The organism is Streptomyces sp. NBC_01465, from assembly GCF_036227325.1.
Classification (GTDB): domain Bacteria; phylum Actinomycetota; class Actinomycetes; order Streptomycetales; family Streptomycetaceae; genus Streptomyces.
Window position 1 is genome coordinate 7,806,361 of sequence record NZ_CP109467.1, and the last position, 13,826, is coordinate 7,820,186.

At 69.6% G+C, this 13,826-nt stretch carries 9 protein-coding genes and 1 tRNA gene; 4 read left to right on the forward strand and 6 right to left on the reverse strand.

The features are described from left to right. The first annotated feature begins 28 nt into the window (after positions 1–28). Both OG707_RS36330 and OG707_RS36335 read left to right on the forward strand, forming a co-directional pair. On the forward strand, positions 29–1,216 hold the full coding sequence (locus OG707_RS36330) for a Gfo/Idh/MocA family protein (protein ID WP_329126058.1): 1,188 nt from the start codon (positions 29–31) through the stop codon (positions 1,214–1,216). Continuing rightward, positions 1,213–2,994, forward strand: coding sequence for a heparinase II/III domain-containing protein (locus OG707_RS36335; RefSeq protein WP_329126060.1), 1,782 nt, complete (start codon positions 1,213–1,215; stop codon positions 2,992–2,994). Before OG707_RS36330 ends, OG707_RS36335 begins: the two co-directional genes overlap by 4 nt. Positions 2,995–2,998: 4 nt before the next feature. On the opposite strand, the gene OG707_RS36340 is transcribed toward OG707_RS36335, so the two are convergent. The 3 genes from OG707_RS36340 to OG707_RS36350 all read right to left on the reverse strand — a co-directional run bounded on the left by OG707_RS36340 (position 2,999) and on the right by OG707_RS36350 (position 5,161). After that, the gene (locus tag OG707_RS36340; protein ID WP_443071438.1) at positions 2,999–3,466 is read right to left on the reverse strand and encodes a hypothetical protein; all 468 of its coding nucleotides are present in this window, start codon (positions 3,464–3,466) and stop codon (positions 2,999–3,001) included. 92 nt (positions 3,467–3,558) lie between these two features. Next, on the reverse strand, positions 3,559–4,464 hold the full coding sequence (locus OG707_RS36345; protein WP_329126062.1) for a transketolase family protein: 906 nt from the start codon (positions 4,462–4,464) through the stop codon (positions 3,559–3,561). A gap of 25 nt (positions 4,465–4,489) precedes the next feature. Continuing rightward, positions 4,490–5,161 (reverse strand): transketolase, encoded by a 672-nt coding sequence (locus OG707_RS36350; RefSeq protein WP_329126064.1) that lies wholly within the window; start codon positions 5,159–5,161, stop codon positions 4,490–4,492. 127 nt (positions 5,162–5,288) lie between these two features. Between OG707_RS36350 and OG707_RS36355 the strand changes: the two genes are divergently transcribed. After that, a tRNA-Pro gene (locus OG707_RS36355) sits at positions 5,289–5,362 on the forward strand. 72 nt (positions 5,363–5,434) lie between these two features. On the opposite strand, the gene OG707_RS36360 is transcribed toward OG707_RS36355, so the two are convergent. Both OG707_RS36360 and OG707_RS36365 read right to left on the reverse strand, forming a co-directional pair. Continuing rightward, the gene (locus OG707_RS36360) at positions 5,435–7,219 is read right to left on the reverse strand and encodes a cellulase family glycosylhydrolase (RefSeq protein WP_443071439.1); all 1,785 of its coding nucleotides are present in this window, start codon (positions 7,217–7,219) and stop codon (positions 5,435–5,437) included. 179 nt (positions 7,220–7,398) lie between these two features. Then, a complete protein-coding gene (locus OG707_RS36365) occupies positions 7,399–10,257 on the reverse strand; it encodes a family 43 glycosylhydrolase (protein ID WP_329126067.1) in 2,859 nt (952 codons plus the stop codon). A gap of 405 nt (positions 10,258–10,662) precedes the next feature. Between OG707_RS36365 and OG707_RS36370 the strand changes: the two genes are divergently transcribed. Then, on the forward strand, positions 10,663–11,706 hold the full coding sequence (locus OG707_RS36370; RefSeq protein WP_329126069.1) for a glycoside hydrolase family 5 protein: 1,044 nt from the start codon (positions 10,663–10,665) through the stop codon (positions 11,704–11,706). A gap of 68 nt (positions 11,707–11,774) precedes the next feature. On the opposite strand, the gene OG707_RS36375 is transcribed toward OG707_RS36370, so the two are convergent. Beyond that, entirely contained in the window at positions 11,775–13,808 is a 2,034-nt protein-coding gene (locus OG707_RS36375; protein WP_329126071.1) for an RICIN domain-containing protein, read from the reverse strand. Positions 13,809–13,826: the final 18 nt, after the last annotated feature.

Below are 13,826 nucleotides of genomic sequence, written 5' to 3' on the forward strand. Positions count from 1 at the left end.
TAACACCCGTACAAACGAAGGAAGATCCATGACCGACCTCCGTATCGGCGTCCTCGGTTACGGCCTGCGCGGCAGCATCGCCCGCACGGCCCACCAGCCCGGGGCGGGCTCCCGCATCAGCGCTCTCGCGGACCTCGACCCCGCCGCCCGTACGGAGGCGGCCCTGGCCTTCCCCGGCGCCCTGATATCCACCGACCACCACAAGGTCATCGAGGACCCGGACGTCGACGCGGTCCTCGTCCTCACCCCCGACCACACCCACGCCGACCTCGCCTGCGAGGCCCTGCGCGCGGGCAAGCCGGTCTTCGTCGAGAAGCCCCTCGACATCACGGTCGAGCGTTGCGACGAGATCCTGCGCACCGCCTACGAGACCGGCACCCGTCTCTACATCGGCCACAACATGCGCCACATGCCGGTCGTCCGCCTGATGCGCGACCTCATCGCCAAGGGCACGATCGGCGAGGTCAAGACCGTCTGGGTGCGGCACTTCGTCGCCTACGGCGGCGACTGGTACTTCAAGGACTGGCACGCCGAGCGCCGCCACACCACCGGTCTGCTCCTCCAGAAGGGCGCGCATGACATCGATGTCCTGCACTGGCTCGCGGGCGGTTACGCGCGCGACGTGCAGGCCATGGGCGACCTGATGGTCTACGGCGACAACGAGCACCGCCGCGAGCCCGGCGAGCCCAAGTCCGCCGACTGGTACACCAAGGACGGCCACTGGCCGCCGCACACCCAGCGCGACCTGAACCCGGTCATCGACGTCGAGGACGTCTCCCTGCTCAACATGCGCCTGGACAACGGGGTGTTGGCCTCGTACCAGCAGTGCCACTTCACCCCCGACTACTGGCGCAACTACACCGTCATCGGTGACGAGGGCCGCCTGGAGAACTTCGGCGACGGCCCCGGAAGCCACGTCAAGGTCTGGAACACCCACCGCTCGGTCCACCGGGAGGCCGACGAGATCCACCCCGTGCCCGAGGCCCAGGACAACGCGGGCCACGGCGGCGCGGACCCGCTGCTCATGGACGAGTTCGTACGGTTCGTGCGCGAGGGCGGCCTGACCGACACCTCGCCGGTCGCGGCCCGCATGGCCGTGGCGGCAGGTGTACGGGCAACCGAGTCGCTCCGCGACGGCGGCACCCCCCGCCAAGTCGAGCCGCTCGACCCCGAGTTGGTCGCCTACTTCGAGCGCGGTCAGGTGCGCGCCTCATGACCCGGCCCTCCCTGGCGGCGCTGCAGGCCCGCCTCGCCACCACGCCCCCCGCGCTCCCCTTCACCGCCGAGTCGCTGCGCAAGGCGGCGCAGGAACCGCATCTCGCGCCGCTCGCCGAGGAGATCCGGCAGGCGGCGGCGGAGGCCGTGGCCGAGGGCCCGCTCCCGCAGCCGCCCTATGCGCTGTTCCGTCTCTTCGAGGAGACGGGTGAACGGCTCGGCTACGAGAACCGCTACTTCGCCGTCCGCCGCAGACTGCACTGCCTCGCCCTCGCGGCCCTCACCGGCGACGACCCGGCCGTGGACGCGGCGCTCGCGGACCAACTCTGGTCGGTGTGCGCCGAGTTCACCTGGGCGCTGCCCGCGCACACCGGTCATGCCACGGCCCTCGGCAGGCCCCTGCGCGAGTGCGTGGACCTCTTCGCCGCCGAGACCGCGCACGCCCTGGCCGAGATCACCGCCGTCCTGGGGGACCGGATCCCGGCCGCGGTGCGCGAGGCCGTACGCACGGAGATCCGCGCCCGCGTCCTGGACCCGCTCTTCGCCGACCCGCGCCCCTGGGCGTGGGAGTCCTTCGCCTCCAACTGGGCCTCGGTCTGCGCGGGCGCGGCCGGCATGGCAGCCCTCCTGATCGAGGACGACCCGGCGCGGCTGGCCGCGGCCGTCGACCGCTGTCTGCGCGCCATGGACGTCTACCTCACGAGTCTGGGATCGGACGGCGGCTGCGCGGAGGGGCTGGACTACTGGGTCTACGGATTCGGCTACTTCACGTACTTCGCCGAGGCGTTGAACGCCCGGACCGGCCACGACCTCCTGGCCACCGAGCCCCTCGCGGCGGCGGCAGCCGGCTTCCCGGCCGCGGTGTCGATCGGCCGCGGCCACTGGGTCCCCTTCTCCGACGCCAACGAACACGCGGCGCTCCCCACCGGTCTCCTCTCCCGCCTCTTCGCCCGTTTCCCCGTGGACCTCCCGTCCCTGTCGGGTGTCCCGGCACTCGACGCCGAGCACTGCTACCGCTGGGGCCACCTCTCGCGCACCTTCGCCTGGACCGACCCGGCGGTCCTCGGCTCCGCACCGTCCGAGGGCGCCGACTGGCTTCCCGCCCTCGCCTGGCTCACCGACCGCCGCACGCTCGACGGCCTCCCGGTCGCCTTCGCCGCGAAGGGCGGCCACAACGACGAACCGCACAACCACAACGACCTCGGCCACTTCGTCCTCACCGCGGGCGGCGAACAGCTCCTCGCCGACCTCGGCGCGGGGGAGTACCGCGACGGCTACTTCGGCCCCGAGCGCTACACCGCCCACCTCCACCCCTCGGCGGAGGGCCACTCCCTTCCGGTCCTCGACGGCCGGCCGCAGCGCGCGGGCCGGGACGCGGAGGCGTCGGTTCTCTCCGTACGAACGGACGACAGCGGGGCCCGTCTCGCGCTCGACCTGTCATCGGCGTACGAGGGCGACACGGAACTCCGCCGCACCTTCGACTGGCGCGCCGACGGGACGCTCACCCTCACCGACACCTTCGAGGGGGTGACCACGGCCGAGGAGCTGTTCATCAGCCGTATCGCGCCCGAAGTCGGCGACGGCACGGTCCGGTGGCAGGGGGCGGCGGCCGCCGCCGTTCTGCACTACGACGCCGGCCGCTGGCAGCCCCGTACCGAAGAGATCCCCTCGGCCGGCCATCACGGACCGCAGGGGTCCGTGCACCGGCTCCGGCTGTCGGGCTCCGCAGCCGGGCCGGCGGTCTTCACGATCTCGGTGAAGCCGAACCCGGGGGCCTAGCGGGTCACCACATCCAGGGCGGCGCCGGCGGGCAGACGTTGGCGCAGGTGTAGCCACCGGGCATCAGCAGGCCGGCGTCGTCCTCGTAGTTGTCACCCCCGGCGAAGTACACCTCCGGGACCCATCCCCAGGCGCCGTTGTCGGCCTGGGTCGAGGCCCACCAGTTGTTCTCGGCCGACCCGTCTTTGAAGGTCGCGCCCTTGTTCTCGAAGACGAACCAGTTGGCGCCGCCGCCCTGGACCAGCTCGCCGACGACCCTGCTGCCGGGGTTCCGGCTCTCGTACACGGGGACGTGCCCGCGCGTGAGATTGCAGGTCCTTACGGTGGACGGCCACTGCCGTCCGTCCTTCGGATTGACCAGGACCTTGTCCCGCGGGCTGTGGCAGGGCACGTTGTCCGTCGCGCCGGCCTGTGGCGCGGCGACCGCCATGACGGCGGCCGCGACCACGGCCGCCCCGAGCATCCTCTTCACGGTTGTTCAATTCCTCTCGCGTACGGTCCCGGTCCCCATGGATCAAGATCGTCGCGGAGAGTCCCCCGGCCGTCCCCGCACGAACCCAGATGTCACCCGGCCGGCCGCAGGAACGCGTCGATGCGCGCCCGCAGGGAGGACGGGTCGAGGCCGTGGGCCGCGAGGTGCTCGTCCATCTGTCCGTAGCGCCGCAGCTCGGCCCGGCCGACGCCGAGCCCGAGGACGCGGTGCGGGAGATCGATGAGCGCGTTGTTCGCCGCGGCCGTCGAGGTCCCGGCGAGATACGGCTCGACGATCACGACGTCGGCCCGGTCGGGAGCGTCCGCCGCCCATCGCAGCGCCGCGTCGTCGAAGGGCCGCACGGTCGCCGCGTACAGCACGGTGACGTCCATGCCCTCCGTGGCGGCGAGCACCGCGTCGAGCATCGGCCCGACGGCCACGACCACACCGCCGTGCCCCTCGCGCACGGTCAGGAAGCCGGACCCGGTCGCGGGCCGCGCCTGCCGGTTGCTCTGCAGGGACAGCCGTACGTAGACCCGGTCGTCGCCGCGCACCGCATCGCGCAGCAGCGCCTCGGCCTCGTCGGGATGCCCGGGCACGTGCACGGTCCATCCGTCGAGGGTGTCGAGGAGCGCGACGTCGCCGGGGGACATGTGGGTGAAGCCACCGGCGGGCCAGTCGTACGACCCTCCGGCACTCACCAGCACCCCGCCGACCCCCTGATGCCCGAGATCCAGCTTGACCTGCTCGAAGGGCCGCTCCACGAGGAAGCTGGCGAAGGTGTGCATGACGGGGCGCATCCCGGTCAGTGCGAGCCCTCCGCCGGTGCCGATGAGCAGTTGCTCCCGGATCCCCATGTTGATCACGCGGTCAGGATGCTTCTGCGCGGTCTCGCGGAAGGCGTCGGTGGTGATTTCGGCGAGCACGACGGCAAGCCGGGGGTCCTCGTCCAGCAGCCCCGACATGGTCGAGACGAAACGCTCACGCATGGTGTCCACGACAGTGACTCCCTCTCTCGGTCCTTCAGGCGTTCTTCGGCTCGACCCGGGCGACGACGGCGTGCGGCCGCCCGGGATGCGGTGCGGTGTACGCGTCGTACAGCGCCTCGTGATCGCGTCCGTCGACGGTCCGCACGGACCAGCCGCCCGCCTCGAAACGTGCGGCGATCCCGCCGCGCGCATACCGGGCGGAGGCGTTGTCGATGACGATGGTGTGCAGCTGCTCGAGCCCGGCGGGCCCGGCGTAGGCGATGGCCTCGTGCACGGACCCCTCGTCCATCTCGGCGTCCCCGATCAGCACCCATACGCGCGCATCGGTGAGCCCCTGCGCCCGCAGCCCGAGCGCACTGCCCACCCCGATCGGCAGCCCGTGCCCGAGCGACCCGCTGCCGATCTCGGCGCCGGGCACGAGCAGCCGGTCGGGGTGGTGTCCGAGCGGGGAGTCGTACGAACCGAACCCCGCGAGCTGCGCCTCGTCGATGAACCCCTTCGCGGCGAGGACCGCGTAATACGCCATGGGCCCGTGCCCCTTGGAGAGCAGGAACCGGTCGCGCCCCGGTGCGTCGGCGGTCTCCGGTGTCACGCGCAGGACGCGGTCGTAGAGGACCCAGATCGCATCCAGGGTGGAGGTCGCGGCAGGTCCGTGTTTCTCGTCGCCCGTCATCCGGGCCATCAGCCTGTACAGGTCCTTTGTCATGGAGACGACAGTGCTACCTCAAGCAAACTTGAGGTCAAGGGGGAAAGGGGTTCGTAACCACCGCCCGAAGTGCGGTATCGTTCTCATGCGCGTTCGGCCAGGGGGAAACCCCAGGTCACACGGGCACCGGGACGTGGCGCAGCTTGGTAGCGCACTTGACTGGGGGTCAAGGGGTCGCAGGTTCAAATCCTGTCGTCCCGACAGCGATGTCGGAAGTTTGAGCAGTTCAGGGGCCGTCTGCGGACGGCCCCTTCTGTATGCCCTGCCGGCCGGTCAGGCCGCGGTGCAGCTCAGGGTCGGCGTCACCGCCGCACCGTTGGCCTGGAAGCCGAAGGTGGTCGAGCCGCCTGCCGCCAGGGTGCCGTTCTGTGCGGCGTTCCTGGCCGTGACCGCGGTGCCGCTCTGCTGCAGGGTCGTGTTCCAGGCGTTGGCCACTGTTTGCCCGCCCGGCCAGGTCCAGCCGACCGTCCAGGAGGAGGTGGGTGTGGTGCCCGGGTTGGAGACGGTGACGGTGATGTTGAAGCCGCTGTTCCAGCTGGTGTCGATGCGCCAGCTCGCTGTGCAGCCGCTGCTTCCGCCGCCCGAGCCGGCCGTCTGTGCGGAGACCGCCGCCGAGGCGGCCGAGCTGTTGCCCGCGGCGTCCCGGGCCCGGACGGTGTAGCTGTAACTCGTGGAGGCGGTCAGCCCGGTGTCGGTGTAAGCGGTGGTGGCGGTGGAGCCGGCCAGGGTGCTGCCCCGGTAGATGTCGTACGAGGTCACGCCGACGTTGTCGGTGGAGGCGGTCCAGGACAGCGACACGCTACTGGAAGTGGTCCCGGTGGTTTTGAGGCCGCTCGGTGTGGTCGGGGCCTGGGTGTCGCCGCCGCTGCCACCACCGCCGAAGTCGGGGGACTTGATGCTCGTGAGGTAGCCGTCCTTGACGGTGTCGACCGTGGTCCAGTCGTTGTTGAGGATGCCGCCGGTGTCACCCGAGTCCGGGTTCCACGACCAGAAGGTCCACTGGTAGCTGTCGGCGCCGTACTGGGCGGTCGGGCGCAGGTACTGGACCAGCGTCTTCAGCCACGTCTGGTCGGTGGTGGACTGGAGGGTGGTGCCGAACTCGCCGATCCACACCGGGGCGATGTTCTGCTGGAACAGGTAGCCCCAGTTCTTGTCCCAGATGCCGGCCATGTTGCTGGGGAAGGACGGGTCGGTGAACCAGGGCTGTGAGGCCACGCTGGTGCCGTACTCGTGGGCGGAGTAGACGAGGCGGTTCGCCGTGCTCAGCTGGACCGGGTACTGGCCGGCGCCCTGCAGGTTGCCGCCCCACCAGGTGGAGTTGCCGTTGAAGGTCTGCACACCCTCGACGAAGATCAGCAGGTTGGGGTTGGCGGCGAGGACCGCGTTGCCGCCCCGCTGGGCGGCCAGCCGCCAGTCGGTGGCAGCGTTGCCGCAGCCCCAACAGGCCGGGTCGTGGGGTTCGTTGTGCAGGTCGATGCCGACCACGGCCGAGTTGCCCGCGTAACGGGTGGCGATGGCCGTCAGGTCGCTGAGCCAGGTGGACTCCGGTACGGAGCTGGTGTACCAGAGCGCGGACTGCCCACTGGAATCGGGGCGGTGGCGGTCGAGGATGATCTTCAGGCCGACGGACCCCGCGTAGGTGACGATCTTGTCCATCACCTGAAGGGAGTTGAGGCCCTGGAGGTCGGAGTTCATCTGGTAGAAGTTGATGCTGTCGGGCGTTGCGCCGGACTTGAAGATGTCGTCGCTGTACGGCAGCCGGATGGTGTTGTAGCCCAGCGACTTCATCTGGTCGATCATGCTCTTGTAGTCGCGCGCCCACAGTCCGTGGGCCACGAGGTTCGTCGTCTCGAAGCCGAACCAGTTGATGCCGGCGATGCGTACGGGCTGGTTGGCGGAGTCCAGGATCTGGCGGCCGCTGGTGTGCCAGTAGCCCGAGCCGGCGGCGGGGGCGGCCTGGGCGGAACCTGCGGCCATGAAGGGCGCGAGGCAGAACATGGTGATGAGGGTGGCGAGTACGGCGACCCATCGCCGTCTGCGGGCATGACTGTGGAACATCGCTGGTGCGCTCCTCTGCTGAGAGCCGGTCTCTTCGCCGGGCAGGTGGTCCGGCGAACGTCCGCAGCGCGACGGAGCTGCATGGGAGCGCTCCCACTCGCTACTGTCCCCCATCAAGCCAAGAAGCCGGCACACCGTCAAGAGGTGTGACCGGCTTTCTTGTCATGGACACTCCTGCTCTACGGGATGCGCCGCGGCCGCACCCCTTCCAGCGTCGGCGTGACGGCGCGCATCAGCCCGTCCGCCCCGAACGTCACCTTGTCGATGGTCGTCTCGCGGTGTGTGCCGTCGCCGCCGGGGATCGCGAAGCGGTGGTAGGCGATGTACCAGTCGTCCGTCCCTGGCACCTGGAGCAGGGAGTTGTGGCCGGTGCCGAGAATGCCCTGGGCCGGGTCCTTCTCCAGGACCACACCGCGGTACGTGAACGGCCCGTACGGGGAGTCGGAGGTGGCGTACCCGACGCGGTAGTTCTCGCTTCCGGTGTCGTCGATCGAGTACGTCAGGTGGTACACGTCTCCCCTCCGGACCACGAACGTACCCTCGCGGAAGTCATCAAGTCCCTTGACCTGTCGGATTTTTGACGAGTCGAAGGACACCATGTCGTCGTTGAGCGGGACCATCCACGCCGACCCGTTGCCCCAGTACAGATACGTCTGCCCGTCCTGGTCGGTGAAGGCCGCCGGGTCGATGGCCTGTCCCGTGCCGTCCGGGTTGGCCGCGATCAGGGCCTTGCCGGAGTCCGTGAAGGGGCCGGTGGGGGAGTCGGCGGTCGCGACGCCGATCTTCGCCTCGGCGCAGTAGTAGAAGAAGTACTTGCCGTCCTTCTCGGCAATGGTGGGCGCCCAGGCGCGCGCATCCGCCCAGCTCACGTCCTTGCCCAGATCGAGGATGACGCCCTCGTCCTTCCAGTCGACGAGGTTCTTCGACGACCAGGCGCTGAAGGTGGTGCCGCTCCAGCCGGCGAAGCCGTCGGTGGTCGCGTAGATGTAGTACGTCCCGCCGAACGCCACGATGTTGGGATCCGCGTTGAGCCCGGGCAGCACCGGCGTACGCATCTGTACCGCGGACACCTTCCACTCGCGCCGCACGCCCGCCGCGGAGGTGACGGTGTAGGTCACCGGCTTGCGCAGGTCCCTGCGCTTCCCGCTCGCCGGGCTGATCCGCGCACCCGGCGCGAGGGTGAACTCGGGTCGCAGCCGCCGCAGATCAGTACCCGGAACGACCGGCAGGACGACGGTCCCGCCTTCCCCCTCGATGACGGCGGGAACCTTGAGCTCCTTCATCTCCACACCGCGTACGCGGGTGGCGTTGGCGGGCAGCGCGGCGATCTCGTCGTCCGTCAGGGCCCGGTTGTACAGCCGTACGTCTCGCAGCCGCCCCTTGAGGGTGTGGTCGGAGGTGTACTGCGACCGTCCGAGGTAGTTGGCCGTGGTGCGGCCGCCGCCGATGTCCGAGGGCATGAGGGTGATCGCGGTGTTGCGCGCGACGACGGCGCCGTCGAGGTAGAGCAGCGCGGTGTCTCCTTCGACGGTGTACGTGACGTTGGCCCAACGTCCGCGCCCGAGCCCGGTGTTGGCGCTCGCCTCCTGCTCCTTGCTCCAGTTGCCGTCGGACAGGGCGGCCCGGAACCCGCCGGAGGTGCTGCCGCCGGTCGCGAAGAGATAGCCGTTGCCGTAGCCGGTGGAGGAGGCGGTGTTCCCGAACCCGTAGAGGAAGTAGGGCGTCGCCTGATCGCTGTCCACCCACACATCGGCGGCCACGGTGACGGCGTCCACCCCGGACAGCAGGTTGTCGGGCAGCTTGACGTGCCCGCCCGCGCCGCCGAGCACGAGAGCTCCGTCGGCCCAGCCCGCGTCCCCGGTGGCGGTGCCGTGATAGCCGTGCCCTGAGGCGTCGTTAGCGCTTCCGTCCAGCGGCCAGTGGGCCACGAGCCCGTCCTCGTCGGCCAGGACGGGGGCAACGCCCCACTTGGCGTCGACCCGGTCGAACTCGTCCTTCGTCACCGGGAGCACGGTGCCGTGCCGAGGGGCCGAGGGCAGCTGGTATGCGGCGGACTTGGTCCACACTCCGCCGGCCAGGTCGGTGGATTCGAAGGGCATGTAGCCGGTGGCGGTGTAGTCGTCGATGAAGAGGTACCACTTCTCCTCGGTGTTGGACTTGAAGACCAGAGGTCCTTCGCCCTGTGCCATGGAGCCCATGCCGATGCCCTCGGCGACGGTCTCCCACGCCGGGGAGAGCAGGTCCTGAGCCTTCTCCTGGAGGATGAACTTCCCGTACGGCGACTGCGATGCCGACCGCTCGTCCTTCGTGAACCGGTAGTACGTCCCGTCGTGCGCGATCACCGTCGAGTCGATCACCGAGTACCCGGGGTCGTTCCACACCTGGGCCTCGCTGAACGTCACGAAGTCCGTGGTCGTCGCGTACAGCATCCGGTTGTACGTGTCCCCGGTGTGCTCCGTGTCGTCCTCGGCGTACAGCTTCGACGCCCAGAAGACCACGTACGCGCCTTCCTCCTCGCTCCAATAGGCCTCGGGCGCCCACGTGTTGCCGGCCGTTGCCGGCGAGACCTGCACCGAACGCTCCTCGGACCAGTTCACCAGGTCCGTCGACTCCCACACCATGATCGACCGTGAGCCGTGCCGCTGGACGTCGTCCCAGCCGGCCCCGCCGTAGATCTTCAGGTCGGTGGCGATGAGGAAGAACCTGTCCCCTTCGGGCGACCGGATGACGAAGGGATCGCGTACGCCCTTGTCGCCGAGGGTGGAGGTGAGCACGGGCTCACCACCGTTCAACTCCCGCCAGTGCAGCGGGTCGTTGCCCCGGCTGAGTGCGAGATGGATCTGCTCGCCGTCGGCGGTGCCCTCGCCGGTGAAGTAGACGAAGAGGTAGCCCTCGTGGGCGGCGGCGCTCCTGGTGCCCGCGCGGGCGGGTGTCGGCGAGGCGAGCGCCGAGGCTCCCAGGGTGAGCGCTCCGGCGACGAGCAGGTGTCGCCGCGACAAGGTGGCTGCGGGGAGACGGGATATTCCGTTACGGGGCATACGTACCGGTCCTCGGGGTGTGGGGGAGCCTGTGGCTCGTGGGGGTGGGGTGGTGGCCAGTGAAGGAGTCCTCGGGGGCCCGGTCAAGATCCTTGACGAGGATTGGTCCGAAAACTCGAAGGCTGATCGATACTCCGAACGACAAATGGTGGATCATCAGCGATAAGGGGCATCTTGTGGAACCTTCAACGGCCTTCCAGGTGTGAGGTCTTGACGGCCCAGGAGTCGGATGTGACGATTCCGGCGCTGTGATGTTTGCGTAAACATAGGCGTGGGCCGGTCCTGCCCGCACTGCCGGACGCATGCCTGTCCCAGCATCTCCACGCGTGTCTCCCGCGCCCAACCCGGCGATGTGGCACCGCTGTTCACCAAGTCGCTCTCTCCTGAAGAGGAATCTCTGTGCGCATGGCCCGAACCCGTCCTGTCTCTTCCATACGTACCGTCGCCGTGGCCGTCGCAGCGGCCGCTCTCGGCGTCGCCGCGCTCTCCGCCGGACCCGCCACCGCTGCCCCGCGTGCGGACACCACCCAGTTCAAGGGCGTCAACTGGGCAGACCCGCGGGACAACTACGCAGACGACGAGCTCCAGCTCTCCGGCCTGCTGACCACCGACAGCTACGGCAAGACGTACAGCAAGGCGAAGCGGATCATCTCGGCGTTCCGCGCCAACCTCGGGGCCAACACCGTCCGGCTTCCGGTCAACCCGTACACGGTGAACGGCAGTTACTGGCACTCCTACCGGGGAGTCATCGACGCGGCCTCCGACCAGGGCTTCAAGGTGATCGTTTCCTACTGGGAGGGGACGGGCGAGCGCAAGGACGGCCTCATCGACGACCCCGCCGCCTACTGGCCCATGTGGAACAGGGTCGTCGCCACGTACAAGCACGACCCCCGGGTCTACTTCGAGCCCATGAACGAGCCGCACGGCTACACCGAGACCGAGTGGGCCGACCTGGCCGCGAAGTGGCTGGACACCTACTCCTCCGTCCCGCGCAACCGTGTCTTCGTCAGCGGCGCCGGCTACAACGACCACGTCACCTCCGTCTGCGCCGACCCGCGTCTGGCCGGCACCTATCTGTCGCTGCACCACTACGGGTTCTGGAAGGAGTACGCCACCTACGACCAGTGGGTCGCCGACCTCAAGGAGCGCATCGGCGACTGCGCCGGGCGGACCGTCGCGGACGAGTTCGGCTCCCCGATGACCACCGGACTCGACTACAACGTGCCGACTCCGGACGACAACTTCGTCAACTACCTCCAGGCGGTCACCGACACCTTCCGCGAGCTGAAGATGGGCTCGGTCTACTGGCCCGGCCTGCGCACCGACGACACGTACTCGCTGCAGACCCTGACCGGCACCGAGGACCGCCCCTGGCTGGCCACCACCAATCAGTCGGGTGCGGACAGGCTCGCCTGGGCGTGGGGGCGTGGCAAGGCGGTCGGGAACTGAGGGTCGCGTGCGAGCGGGGCGGGCTCCGGAGGGCCGCCCCGCTCGCACGCGCCGTGCGTGAGACCTGGCTAGCTGCCGCTCACATCCGTCAGCCTCCAGCGCTGGTTGGCGCCCGAGTTCGGCTGCCACGTGGTGACGGCGGCGCCGTCGTTCGTGGACTGGCCGCCGACCTCCAGGACCCTGCCGGTCGCCGCGTTGACCAGGGTCCAGGTGCCGTCGCCGGTCGACGACATGATCCACCGCACGGCGGCGTCGCGTGCGCCGGTGTCGGGTTCGACCACCGGGACGTCGTTCCGTACGGCGAGGCGCTTGCCGTCCACCGCGCTGGTGAACACGTACTGCTTGCGGTTGCCCGCGCCGTCGCCGCAGATCTGCACGAGCCGCCACTGCTGGCCGGCCGTACCCGCGGCGGACCTGATGACGAGACCCGAGCCGTCGTCGGCGACGGTGACGTCCTTGCCGCTCTGCACGCCGGTCAGTTCGTACGTGCGGCCCCTGCGCAGGGTCGCCGCGTCCTTCGCGGCCCCGGACACCCCCTTGATCACGAACGAGGTCACGGACTGCGCGGGCACGGTGAAGTTCACCGAGGTGCCGGTCACCTTGATCGGCGCCTGCTCCGCGAGCTTCCCGTCGGCGCTGGTCACGATCGGGGTGACGGTCGCTCCCCGGCGTACGGTCGCGAACTTCGACAGGTCGAGGGTCACGGTGCGGACGTCCGTGGTGCTGTTGACGTGGACGATGGTGGCGCCCTGGCCCGACCGGCTGACGGCCGCCGTGGTGTTGGTGTCGTCGACCTTGACCAGGCGGTCGCCGGGCCGTATGTAGTGCGTGAAGTTGCGGGCCGTGTCGAACTTGGTGTTCGTGTAGACCGGGCAGGTCTCCAGGGTGTCGTCGGCGGTCGCGCTGAACGAGACCTGCACCGAGCCCCAGTTGCCGCCCTTCGCCGACTCGCCGCCCGGCTTCATGTTGTCGTAGTCCTCGACGGGCTGCCAGAACACCCAGGCGGTGGGCTCGAGTTCACGCAGGTCGTCGACGATGTGCTGGGCGAGCCCGAGACCCGGACGCATGTCGGTGAAGGACTGCCCGTCGCCCCAGTCGCCCTCGACCTCGCTCATCCACAGCGGCTTGCCCGCCGCCTTCGCGAGGTCGCGTACGGCGGTGCGGCCGCCGGTCCCGTACGTGTGGACGTTCATCTGCCCGACGAGGGCCTTCGCGTCAGCTGTGTAGCTGGTCCAGTTCGTGGCGAAGGTGGTCGGGTTGGTCTCGTCCATCGCCGAGACCTGTGCGCGGGTGCCCGCTTGCGCCAGGGCGGGGGCGAGAGCGCGGACGATCTTCTGCTGGAGCTCGGGGCCGATGTGCGCGCCCTCCTGCCGGCCGCCGGTCGGCTCCCCGTCGGCACCCAACTGCGTACCCCAGTAGGAGGTGTTGGGTTCGTTGCACGGGTCGACCGTCTTGACCTCGATACCGTGCGCCTTCTCGAGCCGGCGGGTCGCCCCGGCCAGGTAGGCGGCGAAGTCGTCCACCGAGTCGGTCTTGACCTGGTCCTGGGAGGCGTTGAAGTTGCCCGAGACGTAGCCGCTGACCGTCATGAAGTACGGCGGCGAGTTGGAGAACGTCTCCCAGTGGGTGATGTCCTTCTTGATCCGGTCGACCCACCAGCGCTGGGTGGCGTCGGCCTGTCCGTTCCAGTGCGCCGGGTTCGCCGGGTCCCACCAGTCGGTGTCGTTGCGGGTGGTGCCCGCAGGGGCCTTCCACCAGCCTTCGACGGCGCCGCCCGGCCTCAAGTAGTCCTTCACATCAGGGGCGTTGCCGCCGCCTATGTTGTAGCGGGCGATGTTCAGGGCGAGGCCGTCCCGGCCGAAGACCAGCTCAGCTATCTTCTCGCGGATCTCGTCCGGGTAGTGCCCGGTGGCGTTCGCGAACCAGACCAGGCTGGTGCCCCAGCCCTCGAACCTGTCCTGCAGATACGAGGGATCGGGGGTCACCGTGACCGAGTCGGGGGTCGCCGCGGCCGCGAGCCGGGCGGCCGAGAGCTGGGTCCCGGCGGCCGCCGCCGTGGCGGCGGCGACTGCCATGAACCGTCTGCGGGTCAAGCGCGTCAACGTGTGCTCCCAACATCG

What these genes read in the sequence shown, in the direction of transcription:
- OG707_RS36350 (WP_329126064.1), bottom strand. Translation starts at nt 5,161, where the DNA reads ATGACAAAGGACCTGTACAGGCTGATGGCCCGGATGACGGGCGACGAG.
- OG707_RS36365 (WP_329126067.1), bottom strand. Translation starts at nt 10,257, where the DNA reads ATGCCCCGTAACGGAATATCCCGTCTCCCCGCAGCCACCTTGTCGCGG.
- OG707_RS36335 (WP_329126060.1), top strand. Translation starts at nt 1,213, where the DNA reads ATGACCCGGCCCTCCCTGGCGGCGCTGCAGGCCCGCCTCGCCACCACG.
- OG707_RS36370 (WP_329126069.1), top strand. Translation starts at nt 10,663, where the DNA reads ATGGCCCGAACCCGTCCTGTCTCTTCCATACGTACCGTCGCCGTGGCC.
- OG707_RS36360 (WP_443071439.1), bottom strand. Translation starts at nt 7,219, where the DNA reads ATGTTCCACAGTCATGCCCGCAGACGGCGATGGGTCGCCGTACTCGCC.
- OG707_RS36330 (WP_329126058.1), top strand. Translation starts at nt 29, where the DNA reads ATGACCGACCTCCGTATCGGCGTCCTCGGTTACGGCCTGCGCGGCAGC.